The sequence below is a fragment of the Altererythrobacter sp. KTW20L genome (genome assembly GCF_023501975.1).
GTDB lineage: Bacteria > Pseudomonadota > Alphaproteobacteria > Sphingomonadales > Sphingomonadaceae > Alteraurantiacibacter.
Genome location: NZ_JAMFLH010000010.1, coordinates 111,061 through 131,387 on the forward strand (window position 1 = coordinate 111,061; position 20,327 = coordinate 131,387).

Annotated in this window: 17 protein-coding genes; 9 read left to right on the top strand and 8 right to left on the bottom strand. The window is 65.2% G+C overall.

All coding sequences use genetic code 11. The annotated features are described in order from the left end of the window. Window positions 1-10: 10 nt before the first annotated feature. From M3P36_RS11350 to M3P36_RS11360, 3 genes are read right to left on the bottom strand one after another with little or no spacing between them, the layout of a single operon-like run. The gene (locus M3P36_RS11350) at window positions 11-871 is read right to left on the bottom strand and encodes an ABC transporter permease (RefSeq protein WP_502798380.1); all 861 of its coding nucleotides are present in this window, start codon (window positions 869-871) and stop codon (window positions 11-13) included. Further along, window positions 868-1,743, bottom strand: coding sequence for an ABC transporter permease (locus M3P36_RS11355; protein WP_249703565.1), 876 nt, complete (start codon window positions 1,741-1,743; stop codon window positions 868-870). The genes M3P36_RS11350 and M3P36_RS11355 overlap by 4 nt, the downstream gene beginning before the upstream one ends. A gap of 54 nt (window positions 1,744-1,797) precedes the next feature. Then, window positions 1,798-2,931: an ABC transporter substrate-binding protein gene (locus M3P36_RS11360; RefSeq protein WP_249703567.1), complete on the bottom strand. Its 1,134-nt coding sequence runs from the start codon at window positions 2,929-2,931 to the stop codon at window positions 1,798-1,800. 181 nt (window positions 2,932-3,112) lie between these two features. Between M3P36_RS11360 and M3P36_RS11365 the strand changes: the two genes are divergently transcribed. Continuing rightward, complete coding sequence (locus M3P36_RS11365) at window positions 3,113-4,009, top strand: LysR family transcriptional regulator (protein ID WP_249703569.1); 897 nt, start codon at window positions 3,113-3,115, stop codon at window positions 4,007-4,009. Between the two features lie 3 nt (window positions 4,010-4,012). On the opposite strand, the gene M3P36_RS11370 is transcribed toward M3P36_RS11365, so the two are convergent. Genes M3P36_RS11370 through M3P36_RS11385 form a run of 4 tightly spaced genes read right to left on the bottom strand, consistent with a single transcriptional unit; the run spans window position 4,013 to window position 9,374 of the window. Continuing rightward, a complete protein-coding gene (locus M3P36_RS11370) occupies window positions 4,013-5,401 on the bottom strand; it encodes a glutamine synthetase family protein (RefSeq protein ID WP_249703571.1) in 1,389 nt (462 codons plus the stop codon). Next, the gene (locus M3P36_RS11375) at window positions 5,398-6,753 is read right to left on the bottom strand and encodes an aspartate aminotransferase family protein (RefSeq protein WP_249703573.1); all 1,356 of its coding nucleotides are present in this window, start codon (window positions 6,751-6,753) and stop codon (window positions 5,398-5,400) included. Before M3P36_RS11375 ends, M3P36_RS11370 begins: the two co-directional genes overlap by 4 nt. Then, a complete protein-coding gene (locus M3P36_RS11380; RefSeq protein WP_249703574.1) occupies window positions 6,750-8,021 on the bottom strand; it encodes an NAD(P)/FAD-dependent oxidoreductase in 1,272 nt (423 codons plus the stop codon). The genes M3P36_RS11375 and M3P36_RS11380 overlap by 4 nt, the downstream gene beginning before the upstream one ends. A gap of 3 nt (window positions 8,022-8,024) precedes the next feature. Next, window positions 8,025-9,374, bottom strand: a complete 1,350-nt coding sequence (locus M3P36_RS11385; RefSeq protein WP_249703576.1) for a glutamine synthetase family protein — start codon at window positions 9,372-9,374, stop codon at window positions 8,025-8,027. Window positions 9,375-9,587: 213 nt separating this feature from the next. On the opposite strand from M3P36_RS11385, the gene aptA reads away from it, so the two are divergent. From aptA to M3P36_RS11405, 4 genes are all read left to right on the top strand, one after another. Continuing rightward, window positions 9,588-10,901 carry an omega-aminotransferase AptA gene (gene aptA, locus M3P36_RS11390; protein WP_249703578.1) on the top strand — a complete coding sequence of 438 codons (1,314 nt, stop codon included), beginning with the start codon at window positions 9,588-9,590 and terminating at the stop codon, window positions 10,899-10,901. Between the two features lie 11 nt (window positions 10,902-10,912). Further along, window positions 10,913-12,028 (top strand): alanine dehydrogenase, encoded by a 1,116-nt coding sequence (gene ald / locus M3P36_RS11395; RefSeq protein ID WP_249703580.1) that lies wholly within the window; start codon window positions 10,913-10,915, stop codon window positions 12,026-12,028. Further along, window positions 12,028-13,524 (top strand): CoA-acylating methylmalonate-semialdehyde dehydrogenase, encoded by a 1,497-nt coding sequence (locus tag M3P36_RS11400; RefSeq protein ID WP_249703582.1) that lies wholly within the window; start codon window positions 12,028-12,030, stop codon window positions 13,522-13,524. Before ald ends, M3P36_RS11400 begins: the two co-directional genes overlap by 1 nt. Before the next feature lie 67 nt (window positions 13,525-13,591). After that, the gene (locus tag M3P36_RS11405; RefSeq protein WP_249703583.1) at window positions 13,592-15,547 is read left to right on the top strand and encodes a glycoside hydrolase family 3 protein; all 1,956 of its coding nucleotides are present in this window, start codon (window positions 13,592-13,594) and stop codon (window positions 15,545-15,547) included. Between the two features lie 54 nt (window positions 15,548-15,601). Here M3P36_RS11405 and M3P36_RS11410 read toward each other — a convergent pair whose 3' ends face one another. After that, complete coding sequence (locus M3P36_RS11410) at window positions 15,602-15,901, bottom strand: hypothetical protein (protein ID WP_249703586.1); 300 nt, start codon at window positions 15,899-15,901, stop codon at window positions 15,602-15,604. On the opposite strand from M3P36_RS11410, the gene M3P36_RS11415 reads away from it, so the two are divergent. The 4 genes from M3P36_RS11415 (at window position 15,900) to M3P36_RS11430 (ending at window position 20,244) form a co-directional block, all read left to right on the top strand. Next, entirely contained in the window at window positions 15,900-16,190 is a 291-nt protein-coding gene (locus M3P36_RS11415) for a hypothetical protein (RefSeq protein WP_249703588.1), read from the top strand. The two genes, M3P36_RS11410 and M3P36_RS11415, sit on opposite strands and share 2 nt — an antisense overlap. 61 nt (window positions 16,191-16,251) lie before the next feature. Continuing rightward, window positions 16,252-16,794: an RNA polymerase sigma factor gene (locus M3P36_RS11420; RefSeq protein WP_249703590.1), complete on the top strand. Its 543-nt coding sequence runs from the start codon at window positions 16,252-16,254 to the stop codon at window positions 16,792-16,794. A 38-nt stretch (window positions 16,795-16,832) separates the two neighbouring features. Beyond that, window positions 16,833-17,762: a FecR family protein gene (locus tag M3P36_RS11425; RefSeq protein WP_249703592.1), complete on the top strand. Its 930-nt coding sequence runs from the start codon at window positions 16,833-16,835 to the stop codon at window positions 17,760-17,762. 1 nt (window position 17,763) lies between these two features. Next, entirely contained in the window at window positions 17,764-20,244 is a 2,481-nt protein-coding gene (locus tag M3P36_RS11430) for a TonB-dependent receptor (protein WP_349630572.1), read from the top strand. The last annotated feature ends 83 nt before the right edge of the window (window positions 20,245-20,327 follow it).

The window sequence follows — 20,327 nt, forward strand, 5'->3', positions numbered from 1 at the left end:
CCTCAAAAAATCAGTGCCGCTGCGAAACCGTGCCCATGCGGCTCTGTATCTTGAGCGCAATGGTGGTCAGGATGATGGTCAGCACGATGAGCAATGTGCTTGCCGCGTTGACTTCCGGCGTCACCGAGAAGCGGACCATCGAATAGACCTTCACCGGGAAAGTGATGGTATTGGGGCCGCTGGTGAAGAAGGTGATGACGAAGTCGTCGAGGCTGAGGGTGAAAGCCAGCAGTGCACCCGCCACGAGCCCCGGCTTCATGTGCGGCAGCAGCACGTCGCGGAAGGCCTGCAGCTCGGTTGCGCCAAGGTCTTTTGCCGCCTCCTCCTCCTCGCGGTTGAAGCTGGTCAGGCGGCTGCGCACGACCATCGCCACGAAGGGAAAGCAGAAAGTGATATGGGCAATGGTTATCGCCCCCAGGTTCAGCGGCCAGGGCAGGTCTGTCGGGAAGCCGATCTTGGCGAAGAACACCAGGAAGGCCACGCCAAGGCAGATTTCCGGTACCACGATGGGCAGCGCCATGGCCCCTTCGGCCGCGCCCTTGAACGGGAAGCGGAAACGCCACAGCATCACCGCTGCCAATGCGCCCAGCACCACGCTGGCGACCGTGGCGAGCGCGGCGATGGTCAGCGAGTTGAGCAGCGCTTCCATCAGGCTCGCGTTGTTCAGGGCCTTTTCGTAATATTCCAGCGTGAAGCCGCGCCACACGATGTTGCGGCGGCTGTCATTGAAGCTGAAAGCCACCAGCGTGATCAGCGGGGCATAGAGGAAGAACATCACCAGCCCCACCCAGGTCCGCATCCATAACCGGCGGGTATATTCCAGTGGCGCGATCGGCTCGCGCTTGCGCAGCAGCCGGGCCAGCATCGTCATTGCCTTGCCTCCGCCTGACGCGATTTCATCGCCTGGAAGGCAATCGCGATGAAGGTGGCATACATCAGGATGAAGCTGAGCGCCGCGCCGAAGGGCCAGTCGTTCGCCCGCTTGAACTGGCGTTCGATGACATTGGCGATCATCTGGCTGTCCGGTCCGCCCAGCAGGTCAGGCGTCAGATAGGCCCCCAGTGCCGGCACGAAAGTGATGATCACGCCGGAAATGATGCCCGGTGCCGCCAGCGGCGCGACAATCGCCAAGAGGGTGCGGAAATGCCCGGCGCCAAGGTCAAGGCTCGCTTCGATCAGCGACTTGTCCAGCCGGTCGAGCGCGGCATAGAGCGGCAGGACCATGAAGGGCAGGTGGACATAGACCAGCCCGAAAATCACCGCGAAATTGTTGTACAGCAGTTCCAGCGGCTCATATGCGCCGGGTGCGGGCAGGCCGACCAGCGGCAGCAGGCCGCCAAGGTTGTCGTGCAGCCAGCCGAGCGACTGGTTGGCATAGCCCTCGCGCCGCAGCACCGCGATCAGCGCATAGGTGCGGATCAACAGGTTGGTCCAGAACGGCAGCATGATGGCCAGCAGCAGCCACGGCTTCCACTTGTTGCTGGAAAACACGATGGCCAACGCCACCGGGAAGCCCACCACGATGCAGATCACCGTGGTGGCGGCGGCCACCAGGATCGATTTCCACAGGATGCCGAGGTAGAGCGGATCGAGCGCGCGGGAGTAGTTCGAGAAGGTGCCCGATATCTCGATCTCGGTCAGGCTGGCATTGGTGCCGAAACTGTAGAGCCAGACAATGCCGAGGGGTACGATAAAGAAGCCGATCAGCCATAGGGTCGGCACCGTCGCGACGGCGGCAAACATCCCCTTGGCTGTTCTCCAGCTTTCCATCGCGGCCCCTAGTTACCCTGTCTTGCGTCAGGCTGCGCGGATGCGGGTAAATGCCTCTTCGTAGAGCGGCTGCAGGGCCTCGTTGTAGCTGGCATATTCCGACACGGCCATGCGGTCGGCCGACGGGAAGATCACCGGATTGTTGCTGTATTCGGGCGGCATCAGCGCCTTGGCGGCAGCATTCGGCGTCGGATAGAGGATCGTCTCGGTGATCTTCTTGCCCACTTCGGCATCGAGCAGGTCATTGATGAACATGTGCGCATTGAGCGGGTGCGGTGCGCCCTTGGGAATGCACAGGTTGTCCGAATTGAGCTGGCTGCCTTCGCTCGGGATGACGAAATCGATATCGTCGTCCTCCAGCATGATCTGGGCAATATCGCCGTTGTATTCCAGCACCAGATCAACCTCGCCCGACAGCAGCAGGTCCTGCCCGTTGTCCTCGTGGAAGGTGCGGACGAACGGCTTCTGGCGGATCATCATGGCTTCCACCTCGGCGATGATCTCCGGCGTGATCTCGTTGACCGAATGGCCCAGGTACTTCGCGCCCAACCGGATAACGTCGCCCGCTTCGGACAGTAGGGCGATGCGGTTGGCATATTCATTGGAATCGAACAGCACCTTCCAGCTGTCGGGCGGGCTGGAAACCTTCGACTTGCGATAGCCGATGCCCAGCGCCAGCCAAGTATAGGGCATCGAATAGGCGCGGCCCTGGTCATAGGCCACATCAATGAAGGTCGGATCGACATTGGCCATGTTGGGGATCAGCGAGTGGTCGAGCGGTTCGAGCAGGTCCGACTGGACCATCCGTTCCACGAAGTCGTTCGACGGCACGATCACGTCGAAGCCCGGATTGCCGGCGCGCAGCTTGGCGAACAGCTCGTCGTTGGTGGCAAACAAGCTCATGTTGACGGCGATGCCGCTCGACGCCTCGAAATCCTCCAGCGTGGTTTCACCGATGTAGGTGTCCCAGTTGTAGAAATTGAGCGTTGCTTCCTCACCCGTGCTGGCCGTGCCGGTTTCCGACCCGCTGCAGGCGGCGAGGCCACCGAAGCTGATGCCGACAGCTGCGATGCCCATGCCCTGCAGCATCGAGCGGCGGCCGATGCCGTTATGGCGCAAGAGCTGGCGGGCGAATTTGTCCGAAGTCCTGAAAGTGCTCATCGTAGTGACCCCCTGTTTTCAGCGACCGGCCCTCGATCACAATTCCGGGTCCGGTACGCATCTGGTTGGAGCGGATGCTACTCCACATCCTGAATGCTGCAAGTGCACAATTCGACATGAAAGCACGTTTGACGCGCGCTGCCAGTAGATTATGCAGCATCCGAGCTATCGGAAAAACCGCATGAACATCACTTTTCGCCAGTTGCGCTATTTTATCGCCGTGGCGGAGGCCCGTTCGGTGTCCGGCGGGTCGAGCGCGGTGGGCATTTCGCAAAGCGCCGTGACCGATGCAATCCGTACGCTGGAGCTGGAAACCGGCATGACGCTGTTCAACCGCCATGCCAAGGGCGTGACGCTGACCCGCGAAGGCAGCCAGTTCCTGCGCAATGCCCGGTCCATCGTCGATGCCATAGCAGGACTTGCGGCAGGGGCCGGGCCGGGCGAGGACCAGACCGAGGGCCGCATCCGCATCGGCGCAACGCCGCTGGTCACCGGCTATTTCTTTGCCGACCTGCTATCGCACTTCCAGCGGCTCTATCCGCGGATCGAAGTCAGCCTGGTGGAGGACAAGCGCAGCTATATCGAACACATGCTCGTGGGCGGCGAACTGGACCTGGCGCTGCTGCTGGTGGCCAACCTCGAACAGCGGCACGCGATCGACTACGAAGTGCTCCTGCGTAGCGAATGCCGCGCATGGATGGCGCCGACCCATCCGCTGGCCAATGTCGATGGCCTGTCGCTGGCGCAGATGGAAAACGATCCGGTGGTGATGCTGGCGCTGGACGAGCTTGAAGGGCTGGTCGAGGGCATGTGGGCCAAGTTCGACCACCCGCCGCGCGTGGCCTTCCGCACATCGTCGGTCGAAGGGGTGCGCAGCCTGGTGGGGACTGGCGCGGGGATCACCCTGATGCCCGACCTGGTTTACCGGCCGTGGAGCCTGGAAGGCGACCGCATCCTGTCCAAACGCACGCGTGAAAGCCTGCCTACGGTCGATATCGGCATCGGCTGGCGGCGGCTGAGCCGGCACAGTGAAGCGGTGAGCCTGTTCCTCGAAACGGCGCAGAACCACCGGCGGTAGGGGTCAGGCGTTCCTGAGATACCAAGTGTAATCGAGCTCGGTCACTTGGGCCATGAAATTGGCCATCTCGACGCCCTTCACCACGGCGTAATTGGTCACGAACCGGTCACCCAAGTAGTCTCGTAGCAGGGCAGACTTGTCGAATGCCTCGATCGCGGCGGCCCAGTGGTTGGGCAGGCGGATGTCGTCGCCCTCGGCCTCGTAGCCGTTGCCGACCACAGGTGCGCCGGGGTCAATCTTGTTCGAGATTCCGTGCAGCATTGCCGCCAGCACGGCGGCCACGGCGAGGTAGGGGTTGGCATCGGCCCCGCAGATGCGGTGCTCGACATGGCGGCTGGCTGGTGAACCGGCGGGGATGCGCAAGGAAACCGTGCGGTTGTTCACGCCCCAGGTCGCGGCAACCGGGGCATAGGAATTGGCCTTGAACCGGCGGAAGCTGTTGGCATTGGGCGCGAAAATCGCCATCGATTCCGCCAGGAGCGCCTTCATCCCGCCAATGGCGTGGCGCAGCAGTTCGGTGCCTTCGGGGTCTTCGCTGGCAAAGGCATTGGCGCCGCTTTCGTCGTTCATCGAGATGTGGAGGTGCATGCCCGAACCCGCGCTCTCCTCGAACGGCTTTGCCATGAAGGTCGCCTCGAAGCCGTGCCTGGCCGCCACGCCCTTGACCACGCGCTTGTACATCACCGCGTCGTCGGCGGCGCGCAGGGCATCGGGCTTGTGCCGCAGGGTCAGTTCGAACTGGCCGGCGGCATATTCCGATATGGCGCTTTCCAGCGGCAGGCCCTGCGCATCGCAGGCATCGTACAGGTCATCGAAGAACGGCTTGAAGTCCTCCATCTCGCGCAGGCCATAGACCTGGATGTCGCTGGAACGGTGGCCGGTGGCCGGGCCCTTCGCCGGGATCGGGCGGCCCTGGCTGATATCGACGAGGTAGAATTCCAACTCCACCGCAACCACCGGGGTGAGGCCCAGCGCGGCTAGGCGGTCGATCACGTTGCCCAGTACATGGCGCGGGTCGAGATCGTTTGGGGTGCCGTCGAGCTCATAGAAGCTGGTAAGGAACTGCGCCGCATTCTCGCCCAGCCACGGCGTGCGGACCAGCGTGCCCGGCACCGGCTTTACGTGGCGGTCGGCATCGCCATCTTCCCACACAAGGCCGGTCTCCTCGGTATCGCGCCCGGTGATATCGACCACCAGCACCGAACCGGGAAGGAACCGCCCGCTTTCGTAAACCGCCACCACCTCGTGCCTTCGCAGCCGCTTGCCGCGCGGTACGCCGCACATGTTGGTGAATATGATATCGACCGCATCGACATCGGGGTTGGCGGCGAAGAAATCGACCGCCTCCTGCGCGGAGGCGATGCGGTTGGAACTGTGGGGCGGCTTGGTCATCGTGCATGTCCCGTCAGTGTCTTGAGGCAGTCGTCCAATACGCCTGCCAGCCGCTCGACCTGTTGCAGGGTCGTCTGCGGGCTGACCAGCGTCATATTGTGGAACGGCGCGATAAGCACGCCGCGATTGATGAGGAAGAGGTGCAGCGCATGTTCCAGCGGTCCGTGCATGGCAGCGCGTGCCTCGGTCCCGTTGCGTGGGGGCGTGGGGGCGCAGATGAATTCACCGCGCGCACCGACATGGGTCACGTGCCAATCGAGGCCGTTTGCCGCAAATACTTCGCGCAGCTGCCGCGCCAGTTGGACGGCCAAACCAAGCATGTGATCATAGGCCTCCACGGTCATCACTTCGGTCAAACAGGCCCGCATCGCGGCCATGGCCAGCGGATTGGCCGACAGCGTGGTGCCGATGCCCGAATGCCCGGTCTCGCCTTCGTCGCGCAGGCGCTCCATCCGTGTCGCTACCTGGGCCGAGAAACCATAGACCGCGCAAGGCATGCCGCCCGCCACCGGCTTGCCCAGCACGAACAGGTCGGGCTGCGGGCCGTGGGCGCGGGTCCAGCCGCCGGGGCCGGTGCTGATGGTGTGCGTCTCGTCGAACACAAGCAGGGTGTCGTGACGCGTGGCCAGGTAGCGCATGGCTTCTAGGTAGCCCGGATCGGGCAGCACCATGCCGACATTGGTCAGGGCCGGTTCGGTAAGGATCGCGGCCACATCGCCGCGCGCCAGTTCGGCTTCCAGCGCGGCAAGGTCGTTGAATTCGATCACGGCAGTATGTTGCCGCACGTCATAGACCTGGCCCACCAGGCTGCGGCGGAGCTCGGGCAAGCCGCCCGCCAGGTCCACGAAAACGTCGTCCACGGCGCCATGATAGCAGCCGTTGAACACCAGAATGCGGGACCGTCCGGTGATCCCCCGGCACCAGCGGATCACCGCGCGGTTGGCCTCGCTGGCGCTGGAGGTTACTTGCCAGTACGGCAGGCCGAAGCGGCTGGCGAGTTCATCTGCCACCACCACTGCATCTTCTGTCGGCAACATGCAGGCAAGGCCGCGCTGCGCCTGGTCCGCCAGGGCACGGGCGACAGGCGCGGGCGAATGGCCGAACATTGCCCCTGTGTCACCAAGGCAGAAGTCATCATAGCGATGCCCGTCCATGTCCCACAATTCGGCACGCTGCGCGCGCTCCACGAACAGCGGGAAGGGCGTGCCCCAGTCGAGCATCCAGTGAAACGGAACCCCGCGATGCCAGTGGCGCGCGGCGGCCTGCGCCAGTTCAGCCGAACGCGGATTGGCCGCGGCGAACCTCTGCCGCTCGTCCGCGATCATCGCGACAATGGCCTGATCGGCGATCACAGCCGGTCCCTCAGGGCGAACCACAGCATGCCCGCGACATAAAGCGGCTCGCGCAACAACGGGCCGCCGGGAAACGGCTTGCCGGGGAGGGCAGCGAACAGGTCGAACCGCTCGGCCGTGCCGCGCATGGCATCGGCGATCATCTCGCCCGCCAGCGTGGTCAAAAGCACACCGTGGCCCGACCAGCCGAAGGCATAGAAGCTGTTGCCCAGCCGTCCGAAGCACGGCAGGCGGTTCATCGTCACTCCAACCAGCCCGCCCCAGGCATAATCGATCGGAACCCCGGCCAGTTGCGGGAAGACCCGTTCGAGATAGGGGCGCACGAAGCCTGCCACATCTGCGGGCGGGCGGGGCGTGTATTTCTCGCCCCCGCCGAAGACCAGCCGCTTGTCGGCACTGAGGCGGTAGTAGTTGAGCACGAACCGGCTGTCGGCCACGGCGGCGCCCGATGGCATCAGCGCCCGCGCCTGCTCGGTCGAAAGCGGGGCGGTGGCCACGTTGTAGTTGGCGACCGGCATGGTCATCCGGCCAAGGCGTGGCTCGACCGATCCGATGAAGGCATCGCAGGCCAGCACACCGTGCTGCGCGGTCACGCGGCCATGTGCGGTTGTCGTCACAACCGGCGTGCCGTGATCCATTGCCGTGACTGCGCTGTCCTCGAAGATCCGCACCCCGGCGTCCAGCGCCGCCTGGGCCAGACCTAGCGCATAGTTGAGAGGGTGGAGGTGGCCGCCGTTCGCGTCGAACATTCCGCCATGGTAGATCGGGCTGGCGACGTGGTCAGCCACGTCTGCCGCACCGACAATCCGCGCCGAGGAATAATCGAGCAGCTGTTCGAGAAGGTCACGCTCGCGCTTCATGGCTTCAAGGTGCGCAGGCTTGGCAGCGGCCAGGAAGTGGCCCTTGCGCAAGTCGCACGCGATCCCGTGGCGCGCAATCCGCTCGCGCACGCGCTCTCCCGCAAGGTTGGCTACGGCGAGCAGGCGCGCGGTCTGGCCTGCGCCGAACTCGGCCATCAGGTCCACCGCGCTCCATCGCATGCCGGGGATCATCTGCCCGCCATTGCGGCCCGATGCGCCCCAGCCGATCCGCTTGCTTTCCAGAAGCACGACCGAAAACCCGGCCTCTGCCGCATGAAGCGCGGCGGACAGGCCGGTATAGCCGCCGCCGACCACCACCACGTCGGCTGCGATGTCGCCTGCAAGCTTTGGCTGTTCGGGAAAGGGATTGGCGCTCGCCGCATAGAGGGACGGCGCGTGGGTGGTCATGTATCAGACCTTCAGCAGCAGGTGTTCGCGCTCCCACGAGGAGATCACCGACTGGTAGGCGTAAAGCTCGGTATCCTTGATGGCATAGAATACCTCGAAGAAATCGGTCCCGAAATACTCGCGCACCGGCTTGCAATGGCTGAACCGGTCGAGCGCGCCTTCCAGCGTGCGCGGCAGGGTGCGGGCGCGGTTATAGGCATTGCCGCTCATCATCTTGGGCGGCTGCATGCGTTCGACCATGCCGATATAGCCGCATACCAGCGAGGCGGCGATGGCCAGGTAGGGGTTGGCGTCGGCGCCGGGGAGGCGGTTCTCGATCCGGCGGTTTTTGGCATCCGATACCGGCAGGCGCAGCCCACAACTGCGGTTGTCGCTGCCCCACTGCACATTGATCGGCGCATCGGTATCGGGCCGCATCCGGCGGAACGAGTTAACGTTGGGCGCGAACAGCGGCGAGACCTGCGGCAGCAGGCGGGCGAGCCCGGCGATATAGCTGCGGAAGAGGGCGCTATCCCTGCCGTTGGGGGTCGAGAACACGTTGCGCCCTGTTTCCGCATCCAGCACCGACTGGTGGATGTGCATCGCACTGCCTGGCTGGTCGGACATCGGTTTGGCCATAAAGGTGGCATAGACCCCGTGTTCCAGCGCCACCTGCCGCACGATCCGCTTGAACAGCAGCGCCTCGTCAGCCAGCGCCAGTGGATCGCCATGCTCGAAGTTGACTTCCAGCTGGGCGGCCCCCGCCTCGTGGATCATGGTATCGATGTTGAGCGCGGCCTTCTCGCAGAAGTCGTAGATATGCTCGATGATATCCTCGAACTCGCTCAGCGCTTCCAGGCCATAGGGCTGGCTGCCGGTTTCCGCCCGGCCCGAGCGGCCGACCGGCGGAACCAGCGGAAAGTCGGCGTCGAGGTTCTTGGAGACGAGGTAGAATTCCAGTTCCGGTGCAATCACCGGACGCCAGCCGCGCTTCTCGTAGAGGCCCAGCACCTTCTTCAGAATGTGGCGCGGCGCGATGGCGACCGGCTTGCCCGCGGAATCGAAGGCATCGGCGATGACATAGGCGGTTGGCGTCTTGTAGCCCGGTGCTTCGCGGATGGTGGCGGCATCGGGCACCAGCACGACATCGGGATCGAAGGCGGGGACGATGCTGTCGATGCCTTCGGGATAGTCGCCGGTCACGGTCACGGTGAACACGCTGCCGGGGATGCGCAGGGTGCGGTCGGTGATGCTTTTCAGGAATTTGCCTGCGGGCAGGACCTTGCCGCGCTGGATGCCGTTCATGTCGGGCACGATGCATTCCACCTCGGCGATGCCGCGTTCCTTGATCCAGGCAGCGATGTCGGTGGTCATGCAGGTCTCGCGGTTTGATCGCCGGGGACTGGTGGTGATCGGTGCCCCCGCGACAGGTTGTATCTTGCAGGGCGCGGCAGGGGAAGGCCAATGGTATTTATACAGGCCATGCCTATCAGCTTTTCCGATAGCACGGCTGGCAGCGAACAGGGTGGCGGGGCGACATGGGGACCGTTAGACCTGCGCCTGCCGCCATTCCCACGGAGTTTTCCGGTGACCGAACCCAACGATCTCGCCGCATTCTGGATGCCGTTCACAGACAACCGCGGGTTCAAGGCCAATCCGCGCATGTTCGTGGCGGCCGAGGGAATGCACTATACGGCGGCGGCGGGGCACAAGGTGCTCGATGCCACTGGTGGCCTGTGGTGCGTCAATGCCGGACATGGCCGCACGGCCATTGTCGAGGCAATCCGCAAAACCGCGGGCGAGATGGACTTTGCGCCCACCTTCCAGCTCGGCCATCCGCTTGCGTTCGAGGCGGCATCGCACCTTGCCCTGCTGATGCCAGAAGGGTTGGACCGGATCTTCTTCGTCAATTCGGGGTCCGAGGCGGTGGACAGCGCACTCAAGATCGCGCTCGCCTACCAGAAGGCGCGCGGGCAGGGCGGGCGTACCCGGCTGATCGGGCGCGAGCGGGGTTACCATGGCACCGGCTTCGGCGGCATTTCGGTGGGCGGTATCGTGGGCAATCGCCGCCAGTTCGGCACCCTTTTGACCGGCGTGGACCACCTGCGCCACACGCACGACCTTGCGCGCAATGCCTATAGCCGGGGCCTGCCCCCGCACGGCGCTGAACTGGCCGACGACCTGGAGCGGCTGGTAGCGTTGCACGGCGCGGAAACCATCGCGGCGGTCATTGTGGAGCCGGTGGCAGGCTCCACCGGGGTGCTGATCCCGCCGGTCGGCTATCTCCAGCGCTTGCGCGAAATCTGCGACCGGCACGACATCCTGCTGATTTTCGACGAGGTCATCACGGCTTTCGGGCGCGTCGGCTGCGCCACGGCAGCCGAGCGGTTCGGCGTGACGCCCGATCTCATCTGCATGGCCAAGGGGCTGACCAATGCGGCCGTGCCAATGGGCGCGGTGGCAGTACGACGCAGCGTGCACGATACCATCGTCGATAATTCCGCGCCCGGGATCGAGCTGTTCCACGGGTATACCTATTCCGGTCACCCACTGGCCTCTGCCGCCGCCATCGCCACATTGGGGATATACCGGTCCGAAGGATTGTTCCAGAAGGCCATCGCGCTGGAAGACTACTGGGCCGACGCGGTCCATTCGCTCAAAGGTGCGCGCCACGTCATCGATTGCCGCAATGTTGGTCTGATCGGGGGGATCGAACTGGAACCCCGCCCTGGCGCGCCCACAAAGCGCGCCATGGAAGTGTTCCACCGCGCGTTCGACGAGGGACTGCTGATCCGCGTGACGGGCGACATCATTGCCCTGTCGCCGCCGCTGATCCTCGAAAAGACCAATATCGACGAGATTTTCGGCAAGCTGGCCGCGATACTCGACAGCATCGAATAAGGAGATCCCCCATGATTGTCGGCACCCTGCGCGAGATCAAGAACAACGAATTCCGTGTCGGCCTGACGCCGGAAGCGGCGCAGGAGCTGGTCTCTGCCGGGCACGATGTGGTGATCGAGGCGGGCGCGGGGCTGGGCATCGGCGCGGCGGACGAGGCCTATGAGGCTGCCGGTGCCCGTATTCTTGCCAGCGCCGCCGAGGTCTTCGCCAGCGCGGAACTGGTGGTCAAGGTAAAGGAGCCGCAGCCGGGCGAACGAGCCATGCTGCGTGAAGGCCAGGTGCTGTTCACCTACCTCCACCTCGCGCCCGACCCCGACCAGGCGAAGGACCTGCTGGCCAGCGGGGCAGTGTGCATTGCCTATGAAACCGTGACCGACGCGACCGGCGGCCTGCCGCTGCTCAAGCCGATGAGCCAGGTGGCCGGGCGCATGGCGATCCAGGCGGGCGCAACCGCGTTGGAAAAGGCCCACGGCGGGCGCGGCGTGCTGCTGGGCGGCGTGCCGGGCGTGCTACCAGGCAAGGTGGCCATCATCGGCGGCGGCGTGGTGGGATTCAATGCCGCGCAGATGGCTGCGGGGCTGGGGGCGGATGTGACCATCCTCGACCGTTCGGCCGAAGTGCTGGAGAAGCTGGGCATCCATTTTGAAGCTCGCGCAAAGACCCGCTTCTCCAACCGCGCCAACCTGGCGGCCTGCGTGGCCGAGGCAGACCTGGTGATCGGCGCCGTGCTGATCCCTGGAGCCGAAGCGCCCAAGCTGGTCAGCCGCGCCATGCTCGCCACGATGAAACCCGGCGCGGTGCTGGTGGACGTGGCGATCGACCAGGGTGGCTGCTTCGAGACCAGCAAGCCCACGACCCATGCCGATCCGACCTATATCGTCGATGGCATCGTGCATTATTGCGTCGCCAACATGCCGGGCGCCGTGGCCCGCACGTCCACCTATGCGCTGGGCAATGTCACCCTGCCGCACGTTCTGCGTCTGGCGAAGCACGGCTGGAAGGAAGCGCTGCGGCGTGATCCGCACCTGCTGGCGGGCCTCAACATCGCCCATGGCAAGGTGACCTGCCAGCCGGTGGCAGAGGCGCTTGAACTGCCCTTCACCGATCCTGACACGGTGCTCGGCTGATGCAGCAAATCGGGCATTTCATCGCCGGCCATCCGCAAGCCGAAGCAAGCGGGCGAACGGGTGCGGTATTCAACCCTGCCACCGGCGAGCAGAGCGGCACTGTGGCGCTCGCCTCGGCAGCCGAGGTGGACGAGGCAGTGCGCGCGGCGCAAGCGGCATTTCCCGGCTGGGCGGCTACCCCGCCCCTGCAGCGCGCTCGCGTGTTGGGCCGCTTCCTGCGCATCCTGGAGGAGCGGACCGGCGAACTGGCCGCTGTGATCACAGCCGAACACGGCAAGGTGCTGTCCGATGCTCGCGGCGAGGTGCAGCGGGGGCTGGAAGTGGTCGAATTCGCCACTGGCGCGCCCAACCTGCTGAAAGGTGATTTCACGGCAGATGTCGGCCGCGATATCGACAGCCATGCGGTGCGCCAGCCGCTGGGTGTGGTGGCCGGGATCACCCCGTTCAATTTCCCCGCCATGGTGCCGATGTGGATGTTTCCCGTGGCGCTTGCCTGCGGCAACTGCTTTGTCCTGAAACCTTCGGAACGCGATCCCTCGGCATCCCTGCTGATCGCCCGGTGGCTGGCCGAGGCGGGCCTTCCGGCAGGCGTATTCAGCGTTGTGCAGGGTGACAAGGTGGCGGTTGATGCCTTGCTGGCCGACAGCCGCGTAAAGGCGGTGAGCTTCGTCGGCTCCACCCCGATCGCCCGCTACATCTATGAAACCGCCGCGAAGAACGGCAAGCGCTGCCAGGCGCTGGGCGGGGCCAAGAACCACATGGTGGTGATGCCCGATGCCGATCTCGACCAGGTTGCCGATGCCCTGATGGGCGCGGCCTATGGCTCGGCAGGGGAACGCTGCATGGCGATTTCGGTCGCCGTGCCGGTGGGGCAGGAAACGGCCGATGCACTGGTGGCGCGGCTTGTGCCACGGGTGCGGGCGCTCAAGGTTGGGCCGGGGACCGATGCCGAGGCGGAGATGGGCCCGCTGGTCAGCGCCGCACACCGCGACAAGGTGGCCGGCTATATCGCCAGTGGCGAGGCCGACGGGGCCAAGCTGCTGGTCGATGGGCGCGGGCTGGAATTGCAGGGCTATGAGCAGGGCTACTTCATCGGCGGCACCCTGTTCGACCATGTGACCGCCGACATGGCGATCTATCGCGAGGAGATTTTCGGTCCGGTGCTCTGTGTCGTGCGGGCCGATGATTTCGAGCAGGCAGTCAGCTTGGTAAATGCCCACGAATTCGGCAATGGCACGGCGATCTTCACCCGCGATGGCGATGCGGCGCGTGCCTATGCCGACCGGATCGAAGTGGGCATGGTGGGCATCAACGTGCCGATCCCGGTGCCGATGGCCTTCCACAGCTTTGGCGGGTGGAAAGCCTCGCTGTTCGGCGATCATCACATGCACGGGGCCGAAGGCGTACGGTTCTATACCCGGCTGAAGACCGTCACCAGCCGCTGGCCCACCGGCCTGCGATCGGGCGCGGACTTCGTTATGCCGACGATAAAGTAGGTTTTGCCTCGCGCCTGAGCGCTCCTTTGGTATGGACCCTGCCACTAGCAGATGAAGGGACGTGAGGATGATGAGGCATGTTGCCACGATTTCGGTGCTGACGTTGGCTGCCTGCTCTCCTGCTCCGGTTGAACAGCTTGACCTTTATACCCGCACTGTCCCGCTGATCGAAGTCGACGGCCTGCTGTTCCGCGATCTCGATCGCGATGGCACGTTGACGCCCTATGAGGACTGGCGCCTGACCCCGCAGCAACGTGCGGCAGATCTCGTGGAGCGCATGACGCTGGCGGAAAAGGCCGGGGCCATGGTCGTGGGCAACCTGCCGGGCAATGCCCCGCCGGGCGAACCTGCCACCGGCTACGATCCCGAGCTGGTCGCCGCCATGGTGGGCGAGCGGTTCGTCACCCACGCCGTTTCCCGCCTTTCGACCGACACCCGCGCCCTGGCAGAAGCGAACAATGCAGTGCAGGAAGCAGCAGAACAGGGGCGCCTGGGCATCCCCGTGCTGCTCACCACCGATCCACGCCACGGCTTTACCGAACTGGCCGGGGCGACGACCATTGGCGGCCAGTTCAGCCAGTGGCCCAACGGCGTGGGCATTGCCGCGCTGAACGATCCTGCCCTCACCCGGGCCTATGCCGAACTGGTGCGCGATGATCTGCGCGCAGTGGGCTTTGCGCAGTTACTGGGTCCGCAGATCGACCTTGCGAGCGAACCGCGCTGGCCGCGCAATTTCGATACCTATGGCGAAGATCCCGAAGTGGCGGCGCAGCAGGCTGAAGCCTTCGTCACCGGCTTGCAGGGCGGGGCGGACGGCATCGCGCCGGGGGGCGTGGCGGCGGTGGTCAAGCACTTTGCGGGCTATGGCGCGTCGGACACGGGGTTTGATGCGCACAACTACTACGGCCGCCATTCGCGCGTTTCGTCAGAGGAATGGCCTTTGCAGATGCGCCCGTTCGAAGGCGCGTTCCGGGCCAATCCGGCCGGGGTAATGCCAAGCTATTCCATCCTGCTCGAACTCGAGATCGATGGCGAGCCGGTGGAACAGGTCGGCGCGGGTTACAGCCGCCAGTTGCTCACTGGCGAATTACGCGAACGCCTGGGATTTTCGGGTGTAATCCTGTCAGATTGGGCAATCACCAATGATTGTACCGAGCTGTGCCGCGATGGCCATCCGGCAGGCGAAGAACCGACATTCGCCTCTGTCTCCACCGCCTGGGGCGTAGAAGACCTGTCTCGCCCTGAACGCTTCGCCAAAGCGCTCGCGGCCGGGATGGACCAGTTCGGCGGTGTGGACGATCCCGCGCCGCTGATCGCTGCAGTAGAGCAAGGGCTGGTTGGCGAGGCTGACCTGATGCCCGCTGTCACCCGCATCCTCGAACAGAAGTTTGCCCTGGGGCTGTTCGATGCGCCGTTTGTCGATCCCGAGGCCGCTGCCGGGTCCATCGGTACGCCGGAGGAACTGGCGCGCGGGCTGGAGGCGCAGGCAGCCTCGATGGTGGTGCTGGAAGGAGCCGGGCGGCATACACTGGGGCCGGGTAGCAAGGTGGTGCTATTCGGGCTCGATCCGGCAGCGGCCAGTGCGGCGGGCTTCGTGCCGGTCAGCGACCCGGCACAAGCCGACGCCGCGATCCTGCGCACCCGCTCGCCCAGCGAATTGCTCCATCCGGGCTATGTGTTCGGAGCCATGCACCAGGAAGGCAGCCTGGCTTTTCCCGCTGACCATCCGGCGTTGGCCTTCATGGCTTTGCTGCCGGAAGGCATGCTGCTGGTGGCCGACGTGCAGATCGATCGGCCTGCGATAATGGGGCCCTTCAAGGATCGGGCACAGGTGCTGCTGGCCAGTTTCGGGGCGGGAGACCGGGCCTTGCTCGATGTGCTGACCGGCAAGATCGCGCCGCGCGGACAACTCCCGTTCGAACTGCCCTCTTCGATGGACGCGGTCGAAGCACAAAGGCCGGGTATGCCGGCAGACAGCCGCGATCCGCTATATTCCCTGGGTCTTGGTTCGACCGGACAATAGGCGCGAAAAAAGGGCCGCTCCACAGAGCAGCCCTTCTTCGTGTGGTCGTGACGGTCAGTCCTGGCGACGCTTGTCGTCGCTGCCGCCCTGCTGGCCCGTGCCGCCGCCCTGCTGCTGTTCGCGCTGGCGTTCCGACTGGTCGGATCCGCCCTGCTGGCCACCGGGGTTGTTCTGGCCCTGCTGGCCGGACTGGCCGCCCTGCTGGTTCTGCTGCCCGGGATTGGACTGGTTGTTACCGCCCTGGTTCTGCTGACGGTCCTGTCCGCCCTGCTGCTGGTCCTGCTGGCGGTTGCCCTGCTGGCCATCCTGGCCGGGTTGGCGGTTTTTGTCGTTGTTTTGCTGGTTGTTGTCCATGGCATCGATCTCCTGTGAGCCTCTCTTTGGGGAGGTAACTGCGGAACGCTGCAGCCAGCCCGTTTGTTTCGGGCGAATTGACGAGGTGACCCGGAATAGCGCCGAGCAGATGACCCATCCAAACATGGGTTGTGAGTGGCGGTTGCAAAAGGTTTCGGGACGCGGAGTTGCGGGCGGCAATACCCTCGAATACACCTGCCATTTCAGTGTTATCAGGCGCGATGCCGTGAGCTCGGCGGCAGTCCGCGTGGCGCTGGATCTGCTGATCCAAGCGGCGCATGAGCGATAACCACCCCTTTCTTTTGCGGCCTCGCCGCTATATCCGTCCGCGCGGATCGGATTTGGAAGTGATGCCTGACAATGCACCCCTGGGACCTGCGGTAGCAGGGCTTGAGGCGGCGTTCCTCGAACACCGGGAACGGCTGCTCCGGTTCCTGCGCGCGCGCGGCGCGGGTGAGGCGGCGGAAGACCTGTTGCAGGAAGTCTGGCTGAAGATCGCTGCCGCCCGCACCGGCCCTGTGGCGGCACCGCTGCCCTATATCTATGCCGTGGCCAACTGCCTGATGATCGACCGCCACCGCTCGCGCCGGCAGGAGGAGCTGCGTGAGCGGGAATGGACCGCGACCATCGCCGACACCGCCACCGGCCAGTCCGATGCACCGGGTGCGGACCGAATGCTGGCTGCCCGGCAGATGGCGGCACTGGTAGCCGCCCTGCTCGACGGGCTGGAGCCGCCGCGGGTCGGGCAGATTTTCCGCCGCCACCGGGTCGATGGCATCGGCCAGCGCCAGATCGCGCAGGAATTCGGCGTCAGCCTGAGCACGGTCGAGGCCGACCTGCGCAAGGCCTATGCCGCACTGGCGCAGTTTCGGGAGCGGCACGATGAGGCTTGAGCCAATCGATTCCGTCTGGTCAGGCGAAGGACTGCGCCATGCATGAAGATGACCCGATCAAGGCCGAACGGATTCGAGAGAGCGCTCTCGCCTGGGCCGTGCGCACCGGCGATCCGGCGTTTGCCGACTGGGAACAATTCACCGCATGGCTGGAAGCCGATCCGTCCCACGCTGCGGCCTATGATGGCATTGTCCTGGCGGTGGACGATGCGGCGGATGCCCTGGCCGCCGTGCCTGTTGCCAACGATGATGAGCCCGCGCCTGCTCCGTGGTGGCGCAAGTGGCCGGGTGGTGCCGTGGCGGCTGCCCTGGCCGCAGTGCTGTTTTTCAACCTGTGGAGCGGCCCCGATGGCGTTCGCCTGATCGAAACCGCCCCCGGCGAAACCCGGCTGGTGGAACTGGACGATGGCAGCACGATCACCCTGGCAGGCGGGACCACGGTCGAATTGACAGGCCCGCGCGCCGCGCGGCTGGAGCAGGGCCAGGCGCTGTTCACCGTGGTGCATGACGATAGCGCGCCTTTTGTGGTGATGGCGGGAGAGGACCGTCTGGTTGACCTCGGCACGGTATTCGACGTCAAACTGGGCCGCGGCGGCATTGCACTCGGCGTGTCGGAAGGTGCGGTGGTGTTCAATCCGCAAGGGCCCAACGTGCAGGTTGATGCCGGCGAATTGCTGGTCCGCCGCGCCGGTTCGGACGAGGTCGAAGTAACGCAAGTCGATCTGCTGCAGGTGGGCGAATGGACGCAAGGCCGCCTGACATTCGACATGGCGAGCCTGGAGGAGGTGGCCGAGGATCTTTCGCGCTCAACCGGCATTGCCTTTTCCGCCGTTCCGGGCGGGGCGGCCTACACCGTTTCGGGCAGCCTCCTGACCGCGCCGGTGAAGGCTGATCCGCGCGTGCTGGAAGACCTGCTCGATGTCGAAGTGCGGCAGGCGGGCGGACTATGGGAGATTGCGGAGCGCTGACATGATGCGGCAGGGTCTGGTCCTTGCGGCCCTCGGGGCAACGCTGGCCTTTGTGCCGGCGGCTTTCGCGCGTCCGGTTACGGTGGACAGTCCCGCCGGCCAGGCGGGGCGCGCGGCGATCACCCTGGCGCGGCAGACGGGGGCCAGCATCATCATTGCCGATGGCGCTGTCGCCCAACGCCGCGTTCCGGCGTTTCGCGGACGGATGGAAGGATACGAGGCAGCGCGGCGGCTGGCCGAGGCTGCTGGCGGACGCGCCGTCCGGGCAGGCGAAAGCGGATGGCGGATCGTGGCAGCGCCCGCCCAGCCATCGCGCCGCGCACTTGCTCCACGCACCCAGCCTGTCATCGCGCCATCCCCGCCACCTGCCCCTCCGCCCGAGCCGGTGCACATCGTGGTCACGGCCAGCAAGCGCGAGTTGTCGCTCGACCAGTATGCCGGACAGGCCAGCTTTGTTCCGGGCGCGGACCTGGTGTTCGGCGGTGTCGGCGGGACAGAGCGGATCATGCAGCGCCTGCCCACCTTGTCATCCACTCACCTTGGCAGCGGGCGCAACAAGCTGTTCATCCGCGGAATCGCCGACAGCAGCTTTACCGGGCCGACCCAGGCCACCGTAGGGCAGTATCTCGGCGACCTTCGCCTCACCTATAATGCCCCCGACCCGGACCTGCGCCTGTCCGACATGGAACTGGTCGAGGTGCTGGAGGGGCCGCAGGGCACGCTTTATGGATCGGGCTCGATGGGCGGGATCATCCGCATGGTGCCAAATGCGCCGGAACTGGGCATTGCCGAGATGTCGGCCATCGTCGGCGGGGCGCTGACCTGGCATGGGGCGGCAGGCGTCGATGCCAATGCCGTGCTCAACCTGCCGTTCCTGGTGGACGATGCCGCGCTGCGGATCACCCTCGATGCCTCGTCGCAGGGCGGCTATATCGACAAGCCGCTGCTCGGCCGCGACAACGTCAACCGCACCGAGATCTTCGGCGGGCGGGCGACCTTGCGCTATGAACTGGCGCCCGACTGGACGGTGGATCTGATGGGTGTGGCGCAGTTCACCCGCGCCGCCGACAGCCAGTATGCCGACCGCGAAGGGCCGTCACTCGAACGGTCTGCCGTCGTGGTCGAAGGCGCCGAGGCGGACTATGTACAGGGCCAGTTCGTGGTTTCGGGCCGGATCGGCGATGTCCGGCTGCGCTCGACCACCGGGATCGTGGGGCAGGATCTGGTCGAACACTACGATGCCTCGCTGCCCGATGGCCCGGAACGGCTTTTTATCCAGGCCAACGACACCAGCATGATCGCCAACGAGACCCGCGCCTGGCAGCCGCTGGAAGGCGGCTTCGGGTGGCTGGCGGGGTTCAGCTACACCCACAACACCACGCGCCTGACCCGCGAGCTGGAGCAGGAAGCAGGCATGGATGGCCAGATCCTGCGCGCGGCCACCACCGGGGTGCGCAACAGGATCGACGAATTCACTATTTATGGCGAGATGAGCGCCCAATTGCGCGAAGGATTGGTCGCCAGTGCAGGGGGGCGGCTGACCCATGCCCGGCTGGGCGGCGAGGGCGAGGACGTGCCTCTGCAGTTTGTCATCGCGCTGTCCAGGGTGACCGCCTCGCGGAACGAAACCGTGTTCCTTCCCGCAGCTTCCCTGCTGGCCGATGTGGCGGACGATACCCAGCTCTATATGCGCTACCAGCAGGGCTTCCGGCCGGGCGGCCTAGCCATTGAAGGCCCGCTGGTGCGGCGGTTCGAGAACGATCGCAACGCCACCTACGAACTGGGCCTGCGCCACGGCCAGCCGGGGTCAAGCCCGTTCGAGCTGGCCTTGAGCCTGTCCTATAGCCGGTGGCAGGATATCCAGGCCGATTTCATCGACCAGTCGGGCTTTCCAAGCACCGCCAACATCGGCGACGGACAGGTGTGGACCGCCAGCCTTTCGGCAGCCGTGGAAGTGGCGCCGGGGCTGCGGCTGGATGCTGGCGTGATCTACAACGACAGCCAGGTGGATGAGCCCGACCGGGAATTGTACTTCTCGCCGCTGGGCCTGGCCGGGGGGCAGTTTGTCGCCCCGGACCTTGGTCCGCAATTCGGCAACGTGACCGAACTGAGCCGCGAACTGGTCCTCGCCCGGCTGCGGCAGGTGCCCAATATCGCCCGCGTGGCCGGGCGGGCAGGTTTCGATTACCGCACCGCGATCGATCATCGGCTGGACCTAACGGCGCAAGGCTGGCTGGGTTATGTCGGCAAGTCGCGGCTGGGGATCGGACCGGAACTGGGCGAACTGCAGGGCGACTATATCGACAGCGGGTTGACCATGCGGGTCGGTACGCCGAACCTGGGCCTGTCGCTGGGTGTGACCAACCTGACCGACGAGGTGGGCAACCGCTTTGCGCTGGGCACGCCCTTTGCCACCGGGCGCGAGCAGATCACCCCGCTGCGTCCGCGCACCGTGCGGCTGGGGATCGACCTGGCGTTCTAGGAAAAATCCCGCGGAACTGCCAAGGTGCCCGCCGCATGCCTCCGTCTCTTGGGGAAACAACCGTTTCCCCGGGAGGAAATCAT